This is a genomic window from Ruminococcus flavefaciens AE3010, assembly GCF_000526795.1.
GTDB classification, from domain to species: Bacteria; Bacillota; Clostridia; order Oscillospirales; family Ruminococcaceae; genus Ruminococcus; species Ruminococcus flavefaciens_D.
Window position 1 is genome coordinate 3,601,462 of sequence record NZ_JAGT01000001.1, and the last position, 14,178, is coordinate 3,615,639.

Consider the following 14,178-nt stretch of genomic DNA (forward strand, 5'->3'; position numbering starts at 1 on the left):
ATGTGGGACTTTTAGTACTTGCAGGTACTAAAATAATAATATTCGGATAATTCTTCCCCCGAATGTTGATATGTTCATAATTTTGTGGTATAATAATATAAATATATGTTATGTTTACGTAATTTTTGTATCAAATCATTATAAATGCTGCTTTTATCATAGTTTAAAGCCGAAGCACTTCAATTCATTTTTTCTGTAAACATCATTTTTATCCAAGGGGGGGGACAGAGATGATCAGATATACGGATTTCTGTTTTGGTGTGGCACTTTCCGCTTTATTGATATGTCTTGGAAATCTCACGTTCACTATACTGGACGGTCATACACGAAAGCCTCAGAACCGCGTTTATATGTCGCTTCTGATGCTGCTTGCCGTCAACGCTGTCTGTGAGATGATAAATGTACGCATCGGAGCATTTGACATGAGCTCTGATGTTGCTTTTATGACAACACGGTCGGCAAAATATGTGTATTTTCTCAGCCATGCCCTCATAGCGCCTGTGCTGTACTACTACCTTTCATTTGTCATCGGACGCTCCGTGGGGACAGGCTTTCGGTTCGGGAGCAGGACTCTGCTGAAGGAGAAGCTGCGTATAATTATCCCGTGGACAGTGGTTATCATTTCCGAGCTTGCTATCGCACTTAATCCGCTGACTCACTGGTGCTGGTATTACACAGACAGCAGGATATTTCACAGAGGCTGGGGAGAATATGTCTTTCTCTATACCTTTTCGTTCCTGTGGATAGCTGCCGCTTTTATCATGTGCATGAGGTCGTGGAATATCCTGTCAAAGGGACGCAAGCGCTCTATCGCCATATGCTTTCTGCTTGCAGCGGTGGGTATCTGTGTGCAGCTCATGGTGCCTCAGATGAGAGTGGAGATACTCATGGAGGCAATAGGCTTCTCGGGGGTGCTGCTCTTCATTGAAAATGAGGACGACCGCAAGAATGTTGAGCTTGACACTTATAATTCCGCAGCTTTCTCCCTTGACCTTGCTGCAACTCTTAAAAACCGCATACCTGTAAGGATACTCATACTCCGCAATATACGCTTCGATAAGACAGCAAATACCGTTGTTTTCGGAAAGATGAACCGCGACCTTATAATAAAGCAGGTTTCGGATTATCTCGGAACTGTTGTGCAGCGCTACTTTATCTACTCTGTGGGCTACGGAAGATTTGTGGTAACACTGTACGATCATACCGCCGAAGAAGCCCATGCGCTTGCGGAAAAGGTCAGCAGGCGATTTGATGAGCCGTGGCTGGTTAACGGAAGTGATATTATCCTTACTTCAAGGATAATGCTTGTCAGCGTCCCCGACGGTGCGAAAAATGCAGAGGAAGTCAACTACATAGCCGAGTGCCCAATACCCGAGCAGGTGCAGGAGCGTATAATCGAGGGCAAGTCACTTGACTGGATAATACGCCGTGCGGCTGTGGAAAAAACAGTCACACGCGGTCTTGAGGACGGCTGCTTCGAGGTCTACTATCAGCCTACATACAATATGGACAAGACCCTCCACGGTGCAGAAGCGCTTCTGCGCATGAACGACAAGGATATGGGAATAATTTACCCCGACGAGTTCATTCCTATCGCCGAGCAGCTTGGTATTATAGATGTTATTGACGAGTTCGTGCTGAAAGAGGTGTGCAAGTTCATATTCACGGGTATCCCTCAGAAATGCGGAATGGACTGCATAAACGTCAATCTCTCCGTTCTGGAGTGCATGAAGGAGGGCTTTGCTGAATATATCAGCGGTGTCGTCGAGTCGGAGGGAATACGCAAGAAGATGATAAACTTTGAGATAACCGAGTCCGTTGCCGCAAAGGACTATACCCACCTTGCCGACGTTATCGAGCAGCTGAAGCAGGAGGGCTTCCAGTTCTCTATCGACGATTACGGAACAGGCTATTCAAATATGACCTCGCTGTTCTCTCTTGGCGCTGATATCATAAAGATAGACAAGAGCATACTCTGGAACGCCGAAAAAAGCGATCTTGGCATGACGCTGCTGAAAACCTCTATCGATATGGTGCATAAGATGGAGAAAAAGGCTCTTATGGAGGGTGTTGAGACAGAAGAGCAGATAAATATACTCAGGGAGCTTGGCTGCGAGTATTTACAGGGCTATTACTTCTCAAAGCCGCTTCCGAAAGCTGAGTTCATAAAGCTTATCGAGGGAAAAACAGTTATATGAAAATGTAAAAAGCTTCGTTTTACGTTTATGTAAGACGAAGCTTTTATGTTTGCGTATTCGCTTATGCTCTTTCTGCGATATCGAAGATCATCTTCTCGGTCTTTTCCCAGCCGATGCACGGATCGGTAATGGACTTTCCGTAGATATGCTCCTCTACCTTCTGGTTGCCGTCCTCGATGTAGCTCTCTATCATGAAGCCCTTAACCAGCTTGCGGATACTGTCGTTGTACTTGCGGCTGCTGAGAACTTCCTTGACGATACGGGGCTGCTCTAAGTACTGCTTGCCGGAGTTGCAGTGGTTTGTGTCGATAATGCAGGCAGGATTGCTGAATCCCTTTTTCTCGTAGAACTCGTTGAGGAGCTGGAGATGCTCATAGTGATAGTTGGGCATGCTCTGGCTGTGGTGGTTCTCGTAGCCTCTGAGGATAGCGTGAGCGAGAGGATTGCCCTCGGTAACTACCTCCCAGCCTCTGTAGAGGAAGGTGTGTCCCGACTGAGCAGCTTCGATAGAGTTCATAAGAACAGGCATGCTGCCGCTTACGGGGTTCTTCATACCAACAGGAACATTGAGACCGCTGGCTGTGAGTCTGTGCTGCTGGTTCTCAACAGAACGTGCGCCAACAGCTACGTAGCCCAAGAGGTCGTTTACGTAGCGGTGGTTCTCGGGGTAGAGCATTTCGTCAGCACAGGTGAAGCCTGTTTCCTGAATAGCTCTGAGGTGGGTCTTTCTTATTGCAACGATACCCTTGTACATATCGGGCTTCTGGCTCGGGTCGGGCTGGTGGAGCATGCCCTTGTAGCCCTTGCCTGTTGTACGGGGCTTGTTTGTATAGATACGGGGAACGATGAGTATTTTGTCATTGACCTTTTCCTGTACCTCTCTCAGACGGTTGATATAGTCGAGAACGCTGTCCTCGTTGTCTGCGGAGCATGGTCCGATGATAAGGAGTATCCTGTCATTTTCGCCCTTGATGATATCAGCGATGAGCTTGTTTCTCTCGGAGATGACCTTGGCGAGCTCTTCTGAAACGGGATATTCGCTCTTTACCTCGGCAGGTATGGGAAGCTTGCATTTGAAGTTCATATTCATAGCTTTGATATCCTTTCTTTAACGATTTTTTTCAAGATGATTATAGCACATTTTTTCGGAAATAGCAATACTCGCAGCTCAAACCGTATCAATATTATAGCTTTAGTACGAAAAATTCGTTTTTATGTCCCGATATTCAGCCAAAACTGTGATAAAAGATTAAAATAAGCTGAAAAAAGCCTGTCCAAGCTGAAAGGGGATAAGCTCATTCGTTGACAGCGGAGGACTGCTGTGATATAATTTAACAGAAAGGATATGAGACAGGAGCAGGGATATGGATAAATTCTTCGGAGCATTAGGCTTTATGCTGGCAAATACCGATAAAATACAGATAATATGGTATGGGGCTGTTCTGCTTACAATGCTGATACTGGCAGTGCTTCACCACCGCTTGAAGCATTACGAAAGGGAAATGAAGCTGTGGAAAAAGCTGTGCCTTATACCGCTGCTGATAACAACAGTTCACTATTTTGTATATGTCTGGGGAGTTGACAGCTTTCTGCGGCGTTATACTCCAATGTACCTTACGGCGCTTTTAGCTTTATTGCCTGCGATGTGTGCGGGATTGAAAAAGAGCTGCAAAGCTGTGTCAGTCATAACAGGAGCATTGTCGGTCGTTTTTGCTGCATATTTCTTTACCTCGTCTACGAAGCCACATAATTTTACGCGGAAAAGCTATACCAAGTCCTTTCACGCAATGGTCAGGGAAATGGACAGGAGCTACGTCCTCAAGGAGTGGAAGGATATCGACTTTTACGCTCTTGAGGATAAGTATATGCCGCTGGTGGAGGAAGCGGAGCAGGAAAAAGATCCTGCTAAGCTTGCAGATGCTGTGACGATGTTCTGCAATGAGCTCCACGACAACCATGTAAGAGTGGGTGCGGATTATGACTTTGAAAAGTACAGTTCTTCATTTATGCTGCGGGACTACGGATTCTCCATGGTGCAGCTGGACAGCGGCGAGGTCATTGCCGTATGCACTGATGCTGCGGTGAACGAGCTCGGCATAAACGACGGCACGGTCATAACTAAATGGGACGGTGAGCCTGTTTTGCAGGCTGCCGAAAAAATAGGGGACTGCGGTCAGCCTGTAAAGTCAAACGACGAAATAGAGATACTGGCTGAGCTTGCGGGAACAGGCGGAGATACGGTAAAGGTATCGTTCATTGACAGTACAGGCAGAGAACAGACCGCAGAGTTGATTGCTCTTGAAAATGAGCATACATATGATGATGCTCTCAATGCGTTCCTGCATTGTCCCGAGGATATGCGGGAGCTTATCAATTCTAATTTCAGTGCGAAAATGCTGGACGATAAATGCGGATATCTTGTGCTCAGCGCTGAGACAACGGGCAGCAGTATCCGTGATGATATCAGCTTTTATACGGGTAAGAGCAAGTGGGCAAGGGAGCTGTTCCGCGAGAGGCTACGTGACCTGAGAGAGCAGGGAATGGAGTATCTTGTGGTTGATATGCGCAATAATGTGGGCGGCTGCGGTCCTATCGGCTATGAGCTGTGTTCACTGCTCAGCGACAAGGATATTTATGCTATGGGGCTGGGAGTTCGCAAAAACGGCGGCTATAAGCGCCTGACAACTCAGATGATACGTTCTGACGGGGAGTTTGCTGATCTGAAAGTGGTGGTCCTGACAAATTGTCAATGCATCAGCGCAGGGGACAGTACAGCACTTTGTCTGTCGAGACTTCCCAATGTAACGCTGGCAGGTATAACCGATCCCAACGGCAGCGGTCAGATCACGGGAGGCTGCTGTGTGCTCTCTGGCGGCATAGTCAGCGTGAATTACCCTATCGGACTTACTCTCAACGAAAATGACGAGCCCGATATCGACACCCGTGCCGACCGCATAAGCCGTGATCCTGTGGAGGTGCGCATACCTCTTGACTATGACGCGGCTATGAGGATATTTCGTGACAAAGAGGATCATGAGCTTGACTGGGCTGTAAAATACCTTGAAAACGAATGAAAAAACACCCGACCTGATAGGTCGGGTGTTTCTGTTATACATCAGCCGTTTACGATCTTTTCCTTGTTGAAGAGTCTGCCTACAACGAAAACGCCGAGGGCAGCTGCGGCTATATTTACTGCAAAGGTTATAAGTGCGTCGGAAATGTTGTATTCAACTCTGATAACGTCCTGAAGAAGCTTTACAGAGTTCCATACGGGGATGAAATAATTTGTGTTGCCAAGCTTTTCTACGCTCTCTGAGAAGCTCTCGGTGGAGTTGAGCAGCGAGGGTACCATGATCACGAATATAAGTATCGGGGAAAGTGTTGTTGCCTGCTTTACGTCCTTGGCAATAGTGGAGAATATCAGCAGTAATGCCACAAGCACGAATGAGCCTGTGACTACGGCACAGAACAGTAATAGATACTCTAAAACGCTGTAGCTTACGCCCTCTGACATCGCCATAGCCTTTGAGAGCCTGGGCAGCGAGATCGCCATTCCTATGAATGCGGAGCAGCTTGCCGCTATGGCTACCGCAAGTATGGAAAGGGATTTTCCTATTGCAAGGCTTCCGCGCTTGATAGGCGTGATGAGCAGCGTGTTGAGGAAGCCCTTTTCCTTGTCGCCTGCGATAGAGTTAGCGGCAAGGTTCATACAAACAAGGTATACTGCCATGAATACCATGAGAGGGATTATTCCTCCGAGGAGCTTTCTGAACATTGCGTCGCTGTCAAAAAGGTCGTAGTTATTGTCTGATTCGTTGAATGTAAATATACGGGGCTGCATTGTTGTGAAAACAAATGTGGTCTTTGAATACAGCTCCATTGAATTGTTCTTCTGTGAGTTGTAATATATGTCGATATTTGAAAGATCAGCTGCGCCGGGCTCTGCCATTTTGAAGCCGTCGGGGAATACCATGAGAAGATCGGTCTCCTTGTTCTTGATCTGGTTCTGGTATTTTTCAATGTCATTATCGGGAGCAGGTATTATTTTCAGCTCATTAAGTGCGTCACTGAATTCCTCGGGAGCGTTTATGCTGTAAGCAACAACGGGCTTTTCGAGGTCCTCAGAGGATTCTCTCTGAGCGTTTGATATGGACGACATAAGCATACAATAACCGAAAACAAAAATGAATGGCAGTACGAACATCTGGAGCAGTATTGCCTTATCGCTGAAAAATGCTTTAAGCTCTTTTTTTGCGATTGTAATTATATCTCTCATGGTCACACCTCATCATTTCCGCCGTTAAGGCTTGTATAAATATCGTAGAAAGCGTCCTCAAGGGAGCGTCCCTGCATGAGGTTTTCCAGTGTATCGTCCGCAACTATCCTGCCGTCCATTATCATGGCAGCTCTGTCACAGACCTTTTCTACAAGGTCAAAAAGGTGAGTGGAGATTATTACGCACTTGCCTGTTTTTTTCATGTTGAGTATGAACTCGCGGACTTCACGGGCAGCGATGATGTCCAGTCCGTTTGTGGGTTCGTCAAGGATAACGAACTTCGGATCGTGGATAACGGATATTACCAGCGATACCTTTTGTCTCTGTCCCTGAGAGAGCTTTGCAATAGTGGTATCTGCGAATTTGTTTATGCCGAACTCGTCAAAGAGGAGCTTTTTTCGCTTTTGCGCAGCGTCCTTTGGTATGTGGTAGAGTTCTGCAAAGAAGTCGAACATGATGTTGGGTGTGGACTTCATGTCGGGTTTCAGATCAGTAGTGAGAAATGCCAGCTGTGAGCGTATCTCCTCGGGCGACTTTACGGCGCTGACGTCATTGTAGAGCGCGTCGCCGCTGTCGGGAGCGAGAAGTGTAGCCAGCATACGCATGGTAGTTGTCTTGCCTGCGCCGTTAGGTCCGATAAGTCCGAAGACCTCGCCTGATCTTGCGGTAAAGCTGATACCGTTTACGGCGACCTTTTTCTTTTCTGTGATCCCGAGAGCTTTGCGTTGTTTTTCACTTATAGTGAATGATTTTACGAGTTTTTCTGCTTTCAGTATTTCCATTATATCCTCCTTGAAATTATTGGATCATGCTGTGTTCAGGGCACAGCGGTGCATATATATACGTTTGCACACCATTTTTTATTATACATCATAATACATTATTTTTCAATAGCAAAGTCATTTTGTCCTACAGGTATACTCAAAGATATAACCACCGTCATGCGGTGGTTATATCCTGTATTTTACTATATCATGTTATGCATCAGTAAGGGTGGTTCATTGCTATATCAGGAAGAGGCTCTGCATTTTCGTTGAAGGCTACCTTGGAATACCCCGTTCCGTAAATAGCTTCACCGTTTTCATTTTTGAAGAGCTGTTTCATGATAGTACCTGTTTCTTTATCTACGAGCATTTCTGCGTATTTTATCTTACTTACATTTTCAGCTATCGGGAAACCGCTGTTTTCTGAATAAGAGCCGTCTGTAAAGCCTGTAGGTATGCCATTAATTGTCATCATATCTGCTTTCAGAAGCAGACATTCTCTACCCATATATTTTTTGCCGTATTCGATCTCAACAGATGAAATATCTATTGTGTTCAGCTTCGCCAATGTACTGATCGGAGATGCAGTGTATGCACAGGAGGACGAGCTTGTAAGGTCAATGCTTCCGTCGAATGTGTAATACTGCTTTGTATCTTCATACTTTTCATAAAAATCATCATAGGAAAGAGCTGTTTTATCGCGGTTGTAAGTGATATAATCATCGGCATCCAAAAAGAAGGATTTACGGTCGTTTTTCAGGTCACAGTACTTTGGGAAGTTGGGATTGCCACGGAATTCCTCGCCAAAAAGTGCACCGTCGGTATTCATGTACATAGTTCTGCCTTCAAAGAAATAATTGTAGTTCATACGGTAACCGTTTGATGTAAGTACGGGATCGCCGATTCTGTACCAGTTTTCTTCCATGATATCGTTTGATATCACATCGATGCTGACGCTCTCTGCACTCCATAAGCCTGTATCATTTGCAAGATCGAACCAGAATGATGTTATGCAGTCCGAGCCGATGACTTCGCCGCTTATCTTATCCATGAAATGGAAGTCATTGAGCATTCTGCCGATAACAGCTTTTTTCTGAGCTCATGTCATATTCGTCAAGGTCAACTTCATCAGCTGAGTATGCCTTATCGGCATTGGGATCGGCAGCTTCGGTGGTCGGTTCAGTGGCAGGCTCGGTCACAGCAGATCCAGAGCTGTCGGTTTTGAATGTGTGCTTGTTCTTCATCAGATACACGCCGCCTGCGATACCGCCTACAAGGATCGTACATGCAGCGGCTGAGGAGATCACTTTTCGGAGAGTGCGGGGACGGTAAGGCTCCGAGCCGCTTACAGATTCCTCGTCAGCGGCTGCAATGCCATTTTTTCTCATATTATACTTTCTTCTGCTCATTTCAAGTATCCTGGTTTTTTTCTTCATTGCCTGCTGCAGGGACTTTTTCGGAAAAGGGACTCCAACTCATTTATCTCAGCGTTTTCCATAATGCCGAAATCAACTTCTTTCTTGTTCGTCATAGTTCTGCCTCCTTTAAAGATATACCAATATTACTCAGCTTATCTTTCAGTTTTTTTTATGGCTCGGGAGCATCTTGTCCTGACGTTGGCAGGCTCAAGTGAAACAGAATCTGCTATTTCTTTTTGAACTCATGCCGTAGTAGTATTTTTGTATGATGATGATTGAATCGGGTTCTCCAAGCTCTTCCACAAGACGGAGAAGCGTGCTGCGGAGCTCTCCGCGTTCAGCGTTATCGGCAATATCCGTACTGTCTGAAATGCTGTCTGCGTCACTTTCTTCAAGTGAAACTGTCCTTCCGCTTTTTGAATTAAGGCTGTGGAACATATTGATAGCTTTTCTTATCGCCACGGTGCTGATAAAGCCTTTTACATCAGCGTTCTGTACAGATGTTTTGTCAAGGTATTCAAATACGTCTGCAAAGACATCGCTGACACATTCTTCCATATCCTCTTTGACAGCGCAGCTTCTGAGCTTGTTGAAAACGATAGTGTAAAACATAGTTGAAATATTCGTCAAACAGCTTGCTCTGAGCTTCCTGCGGAGATCTGGTGAAAAGTATTCGGTATTCCTTGTCCGTCATGACTGATACCTCCATTTATTTGAAAAGTTGTAATGCGCATTTCCGCTTTCATAATATATACTCAAAATGATATTGTAAAGTGTGACACGATCAATGTAAAATTAATGATCACCGTCAGGTGGCAGAAAAAAAGAAAGCGATACATCCTGATCCGCAGATGAATCGCAAGTGTCAGTATTATAAAAAAATATTGAGAAAAAAGGACTTTCACATTATATCTGTCTGCAATGTTCATATGCTTCAATTGGCTGTATCAGCAGCCCCAGAAAGTTGTACATCTCAAAGAATATCATTGCGGATACGGTGATAAGGTTTCCCGCAAAGCATGATATGCTGCGTATTTTTTTTGTAGGGGAGCTTCTTTTTTGCTATGAGTGAGTAAGCGGCAGCAAGAAGTGCAAGTACGCAGACTCCAAGGCATAGGAGCTGTGTAATGCCTATGACCATGCCCTGTGTCTTGGTGAGACCGTCGTTGTCACCCTGTATACGAACGACTACAATGGATATCATTGCAGCAAGGGAATACTATCTTTGCAAACTGTCCTGCGGTGATGATATGGGCAAAGGACAGGGGAAGCAGCCTTGTGTGCCTTGTTTAGCTTCCGCTTTGCAAGGAGTATGAACAGTGACGCAACGCCGCAGAGCATAAAAGCCTGCAAGGAGACAGAGCTTGGGTATGTAATGCTTTATTTCAAGGTATTCCGAGCAGCTGTTAAAAAAAGCCCCGTCTGCCGTCAGAGTGTTCGACTATGCCGTAATATAGCATCATCATAATAATCTTCGGAATGATATTCAAGAAATACATCGTCAGCTACCTTTACAGCGTCTATATTGTCAATTGAGAATGCGTCCATATACAGTATGAATCTTCCCATTCCTGCCGCATGTGTGCGGGTGTCGGAAATAGTAGCCGCTGTAGGGCGTCAGATCTGCTTTCTCGAAGTTTTTCTCCGATATAGTTCTTGGTCTTCAAGCTTCCGAAAACAAATGAGCACAAATAGTTTGGAAAATCATCGCGCAGTTTGAAAGACCTACGACTCCGAACTTTGATACGGGATCGAATTCCATATTAGAAACACAGCCAAAGGTACCTCCTGTATGTCCGAAGGAGCGGACGTTGTTGTATTCATGGACGTCAAAGCCATAGCTGAAGCTGGGGATATCAGTGTTTCCGTAGAATGAGGAGCCTGAGAAAGAGCTTCTCCTGAGTTTTGGCATTTTTGAACAGGGGTGGTCGTCGTTGACCAAAGCCTGTGCGAAGGTGGCAAGGTCGCCGATAGTACCCGTTATTGAGCCGCAGGGGTAGAGCTGGTCGTTGAAAAGGCAGGTGCCCTTGGACTTGAATTCTTCAATAATTCCTTCCTCTATTACTCCGTCTTCGTTTTCTTTATACCCGCCATGGGTAGATAAATCATAGCAGATAGTTTTTCAGACGCTGCTCTCTTACCCATGGGTTATCTGTAAGGTTAGGAGCTACTGCGGTGTGCTCCATACCGAGTGGCTCGAAGATGTTCTTGTGAATGTAGTCAACGTAGTCCATGCCGCTTACCCGCTGAACGATAAGTCCTGCAAGTGAAGCAGCCCAGTTTTGAGTAGGAAGCTACTTCACCGGGGACGGTAGGTCTGGGCGGGCCTCCACATTTTTGAGAGCTTCTTCAAGTGAGGGCATTTCAGCCATATCCTCTGAGGTGGAGTCGTAGAACTTCTCGCACCAGCCGCCCTTGTGGTTCATGATGTCCCATGAGTGTAATTGGATCGTCATATTTTAAGGCGGCGGAAGAAGTCATCTGGGAGATATGTGCGGATATCCGCTTTCAAGGTCTATCTTTTCCTGTTCCCAGAAGCTGCATGATGCTGGACCCATGTAAAGGTCTTGCTTATGCTTCCCCCATTCAAATACGCTGTTCTCGTCGGCAGGGGTGTGCTCCTCCAATATTAGTGCAGCCGTAGTAGCGTGTATAAAGTATCTCGTCCCCGTGGAAAAACAAGCTCCACATGAGGCGCTGTCAGTCTTGCTGTTTTTTGATATTGGTGGGATGTGCGTTTAATTTTTTTCTGACTGCTTATAAGTTTTACTGACGGTTATTCCCGATGGACATTTCGGCTCGTCTTCATTTTCTGCAAAAGCGCTGAATGGCTGAGTGCAGACTGTAAGCCACTGCCGCAGCAATAAAAAGCGGCAGTGCTGCGCAGAAAATCCTTTCATGTATATCCACCTCCTCAAAGCTCACGGGCTTTCATAGTCCACTACCGAGCATACAAGCTGAAATAGAGGTGTGAAGCCGAAGCCGATAAAGATAAGTACGATACTGCTGAGCAGCAGTCCGTTCATGGGAGCTGCCAGCGCCATTATCATATTTAAAAAGTACTATAAGTACAGGCTTGAGTATATCTACATTGAATTATCAAAGATAATGACAGCAGGCTATGGCATAGAACAGAGCAATTCCGCCTAAGATTTTAAGGAAGCTTATCAGCAGGGAGTTGCTCTTGCTTGAAATGCCCTTTTTGAAATATCTTCTGTGCTGTCCTGGCCATGACTATAAGGGTAACAGCGAAAAAACAAGCCAGAACATTGAGTTTTCCAGAGCCTTCATCTGTACACCTGTGCCGAAACCGTGTGATACTTCGTATACATCTCTTACGTCCTTGGAAATGGTTATTCCATGAAGCTCACTGAATTTTTCCATTATGAGGTACAGGATAAAAATAATTGCCGAAAATACGGTATATAATCCCGTTTGTGAGAGCAAAGCGTGAAATGACAATGCTTTTTCTGTCGGTGGGGATGACTGAGAATATTTTTCCTGCATTGTGAGTCTTTTCTGCCATTGTGATAAACGGCACGAGCATGACTCCCAGTACAACTATGCTGAATACCATGAATATGGCTTCCGTGAGCAGTCCCATGACCACAAACATTGCGGTAAGCAGGAGCATAACGAAGAATTCTTGCCTTGTTTTCTGCCCTTTGCCGATATGAGGTCCACTCGCATAAGGTCCGATCATCCTTCTTTTTCATATTGTCCCTCCTTACAGCTCTTTTGCGGACGCCTTTTTTAAATAGTGACCGTGCAGAAAAGGTATGGCCGCAGCTAAGGTAATTGGCCATTGAGTATAGCAATGGACAGCCATTTGGGCCTGCCGAAGTTGGCGGCATAATTTATATCCTTAAAGGCGCCGGAGCTTTTCCGTTGTACATCATAACCGATATGAATGCTGTGACGGGCTGCCAAATACAGCAACTAATTATCATAAGCTCACGAATGGCTGTCTCCATGTTCTTTACGCTCCGAGCGCATCTGGGCATAGCAGAGAACTATTGTTATGAAAGCAAATGCCGCAGCGGGCCGAGCAAATATAATTTTTTCAAATTTGTAATCGGGCATTGTAGGGAATCTCTCTGCGAAATGGGAAAAGCTTTTCGGGGAGTATCTCATAACAGAGAGGAGCACTTTACTATTAGCAGACACAGAAAAGACAGCAGTTCTCCTATGAACATAGTAACAAATATTTCCGTGAAAAGTGCCTTTATTAGCAGGCGCTTCTGCTGACAGGCAGTATACCGTAGAGCTTCTTGCAGCTTGAATTGTTGATACCCTGCACGGGGGCGATTATCATTACAAAGCTTACCAACACAAGGATACCGATAGGTTAGACTGAACAGTGGCCCGCAATGATACTTACAATGCCAAATACAGCTACATAAAGGAACAGTGAGCCTGCTGACAGAGATAAGGTCAAACCTTATCATTTTTCATTATGTCGTTCATGTCTGTCCTCCTTTGGCAACATAGACCAGTTATCTCCGTCGATATTAGCCTTTTCGGTCTCAAGGGCCCGTCTGGATACCTCGCCCGAGGATACTCAGTACTTAGAAGTGCGTCGAAGCCGTTTTCTGTAGCCGTGGAAGCCTATGCATTTTTCGCGCAGGGCAGAGGAGATGTCCTCCTCGGCGCCTCTGAGGATAACGTATTTTTCGCTGAGCTCGTCCTTTGTTCCCGTGAACCCACACTCTGCCGTTGTGGAGTATGGTAACGTAGTCGGCGATACGCTCCACATCAGATGTGATATGTGTGGAGAAAAGGACGCTTCTGTTTTCGTTCTCGATGTACTCCGCAAGTATATCAAGGAGCTCATCCCGGGCAACAGGGTCAAGTCCGCTGGTAGGCTCGTCAAGTATCATGAAGTCAGCCTTGTGGGACAGTGCGATAGCTATCATGAATTTCATTTTCATGCCCTTTGAGAATTCTCCCACACGCTTGTTATCGGGAAGCCCGAAGGCTCTGAGCCTGCCTGCGAATTCCTTGCTGTCCCAGTCCTTATAGAAGGGTTTCAGCTGCTTTTCTATCTGTTTAGCGGTGAGGTGGTCTGCAAGGTAAAGGCTGTCAAAACACCACGCCCAGCTTTTCCTTTATGGTGATAGTGTCTTTAACGCTGTCAAGAACCGAAGACGCTTATCTTTCCGCTGTCTATATTTGCCATATTGAGTATGGGAGCGGATAGTAGTGGTCTTGCCCGAGCCGTTTTCGCCTACGAAGCCCATGATATACCCTTTTGGCAGGGAAAAGGTGACGTCCTTCAGCGCGAAGGCTGTCGTAAGACTTGTTAAGTCCGCTTATCTCAAGAATGTTCTCCATAAATCATTCCTCCAGAAATTTTTTTAGGGCGGCGATGATCTCGTCATCGGAAAGTCCCGCATTTCTGCCGTTAAGTACGGCTTTTCTCGAAGCCCTCCTCCATTTCGCACAGCATACGCTCACGGAGGAGCTCATTGTTGCTTGGTGCAACGAAATAGCCCTTGCCTGTGACGGAGATGATAAATCCC

Annotated in this window: 18 protein-coding genes and 2 pseudogenes; 2 read left to right on the top strand and 18 right to left on the bottom strand. The window is 45.8% G+C overall.

Annotation, left to right across the window (positions count from 1 at the left end):
• The first annotated feature begins 230 nt into the window (after nucleotides 1–230).
• Nucleotides 231–2,198 carry an EAL domain-containing protein gene (locus N774_RS0115870; RefSeq protein WP_024862188.1) on the top strand — a complete coding sequence of 656 codons (1,968 nt, stop codon included), beginning with the start codon at nucleotides 231–233 and terminating at the stop codon, nucleotides 2,196–2,198.
• Nucleotides 2,199–2,259: 61 nt separating this feature from the next.
• Here N774_RS0115870 and N774_RS0115875 read toward each other — a convergent pair whose 3' ends face one another.
• Nucleotides 2,260–3,288 carry a 3-deoxy-7-phosphoheptulonate synthase gene (locus N774_RS0115875; protein ID WP_024862189.1) on the bottom strand — a complete coding sequence of 343 codons (1,029 nt, stop codon included), beginning with the start codon at nucleotides 3,286–3,288 and terminating at the stop codon, nucleotides 2,260–2,262.
• Between the two features lie 274 nt (nucleotides 3,289–3,562).
• Between N774_RS0115875 and N774_RS0115880 the strand changes: the two genes are divergently transcribed.
• Nucleotides 3,563–5,272 (top strand): S41 family peptidase, encoded by a 1,710-nt coding sequence (locus tag N774_RS0115880; RefSeq protein WP_024862190.1) that lies wholly within the window; start codon nucleotides 3,563–3,565, stop codon nucleotides 5,270–5,272.
• Nucleotides 5,273–5,313: 41 nt separating this feature from the next.
• Here the strand turns inward: N774_RS0115880 and N774_RS0115885 are convergent, their stop codons facing one another.
• From N774_RS0115885 to N774_RS19885, 17 genes and pseudogenes are all read right to left on the bottom strand, one after another.
• Nucleotides 5,314–6,474: an ABC transporter permease gene (locus N774_RS0115885; RefSeq protein WP_024862191.1), complete on the bottom strand. Its 1,161-nt coding sequence runs from the start codon at nucleotides 6,472–6,474 to the stop codon at nucleotides 5,314–5,316.
• A gap of 2 nt (nucleotides 6,475–6,476) precedes the next feature.
• Nucleotides 6,477–7,256, bottom strand: a complete 780-nt coding sequence (locus N774_RS0115890; RefSeq protein WP_037280356.1) for an ABC transporter ATP-binding protein — start codon at nucleotides 7,254–7,256, stop codon at nucleotides 6,477–6,479.
• Between the two features lie 202 nt (nucleotides 7,257–7,458).
• Nucleotides 7,459–8,289 (bottom strand): hypothetical protein, encoded by an 831-nt coding sequence (locus N774_RS0115895; RefSeq protein ID WP_196231568.1) that lies wholly within the window; start codon nucleotides 8,287–8,289, stop codon nucleotides 7,459–7,461.
• Nucleotides 8,290–8,299: 10 nt separating this feature from the next.
• Nucleotides 8,300–8,674: a hypothetical protein gene (locus N774_RS0115900; protein WP_024862194.1), complete on the bottom strand. Its 375-nt coding sequence runs from the start codon at nucleotides 8,672–8,674 to the stop codon at nucleotides 8,300–8,302.
• Nucleotides 8,675–8,863: 189 nt separating this feature from the next.
• Complete coding sequence (locus N774_RS17745; protein WP_051463416.1) at nucleotides 8,864–9,268, bottom strand: hypothetical protein; 405 nt, start codon at nucleotides 9,266–9,268, stop codon at nucleotides 8,864–8,866.
• A gap of 361 nt (nucleotides 9,269–9,629) precedes the next feature.
• A complete protein-coding gene (locus tag N774_RS0115915; protein WP_024862195.1) occupies nucleotides 9,630–9,860 on the bottom strand; it encodes a hypothetical protein in 231 nt (76 codons plus the stop codon).
• A 224-nt stretch (nucleotides 9,861–10,084) separates the two neighbouring features.
• On the bottom strand, nucleotides 10,085–10,225 hold the full coding sequence (locus N774_RS19300) for a hypothetical protein (protein ID WP_155250422.1): 141 nt from the start codon (nucleotides 10,223–10,225) through the stop codon (nucleotides 10,085–10,087).
• 94 nt (nucleotides 10,226–10,319) lie between these two features.
• Complete coding sequence (locus N774_RS19305; RefSeq protein ID WP_155250423.1) at nucleotides 10,320–10,772, bottom strand: serine hydrolase; 453 nt, start codon at nucleotides 10,770–10,772, stop codon at nucleotides 10,320–10,322.
• Nucleotides 10,762–10,926 (bottom strand): annotated as a pseudogene (locus N774_RS20035) (serine hydrolase); the annotation flags it as partial. The pseudogene N774_RS20035 and the gene N774_RS19305, both read right to left, overlap by 11 nt.
• Nucleotides 10,927–10,950: 24 nt before the next feature.
• Complete coding sequence (locus tag N774_RS19310; RefSeq protein WP_155250424.1) at nucleotides 10,951–11,112, bottom strand: hypothetical protein; 162 nt, start codon at nucleotides 11,110–11,112, stop codon at nucleotides 10,951–10,953.
• A gap of 21 nt (nucleotides 11,113–11,133) precedes the next feature.
• Nucleotides 11,134–11,283 carry a hypothetical protein gene (locus N774_RS19315; protein ID WP_155250425.1) on the bottom strand — a complete coding sequence of 50 codons (150 nt, stop codon included), beginning with the start codon at nucleotides 11,281–11,283 and terminating at the stop codon, nucleotides 11,134–11,136.
• A gap of 111 nt (nucleotides 11,284–11,394) precedes the next feature.
• Nucleotides 11,395–11,556: a hypothetical protein gene (locus N774_RS19320; RefSeq protein ID WP_155250426.1), complete on the bottom strand. Its 162-nt coding sequence runs from the start codon at nucleotides 11,554–11,556 to the stop codon at nucleotides 11,395–11,397.
• Between the two features lie 21 nt (nucleotides 11,557–11,577).
• On the bottom strand, nucleotides 11,578–11,706 hold the full coding sequence (locus N774_RS20040; RefSeq protein ID WP_278245167.1) for a hypothetical protein: 129 nt from the start codon (nucleotides 11,704–11,706) through the stop codon (nucleotides 11,578–11,580).
• Between the two features lie 184 nt (nucleotides 11,707–11,890).
• Nucleotides 11,891–12,040 (bottom strand): hypothetical protein, encoded by a 150-nt coding sequence (locus N774_RS19325; protein WP_155250427.1) that lies wholly within the window; start codon nucleotides 12,038–12,040, stop codon nucleotides 11,891–11,893.
• The gene (locus N774_RS0115955) at nucleotides 12,024–12,290 is read right to left on the bottom strand and encodes a hypothetical protein (protein ID WP_155250428.1); all 267 of its coding nucleotides are present in this window, start codon (nucleotides 12,288–12,290) and stop codon (nucleotides 12,024–12,026) included. The genes N774_RS19325 and N774_RS0115955 overlap by 17 nt, the downstream gene beginning before the upstream one ends.
• Before the next feature lie 934 nt (nucleotides 12,291–13,224).
• Nucleotides 13,225–13,587 carry an AAA family ATPase gene (locus tag N774_RS18555; protein WP_024862198.1) on the bottom strand — a complete coding sequence of 121 codons (363 nt, stop codon included), beginning with the start codon at nucleotides 13,585–13,587 and terminating at the stop codon, nucleotides 13,225–13,227.
• Nucleotides 13,573–13,896: pseudogene (locus N774_RS19885) on the bottom strand (ATP-binding cassette domain-containing protein); the annotation flags it as partial. The gene N774_RS18555 and the pseudogene N774_RS19885, both read right to left, overlap by 15 nt.
• Nucleotides 13,897–14,178 lie beyond the last annotated feature (282 nt).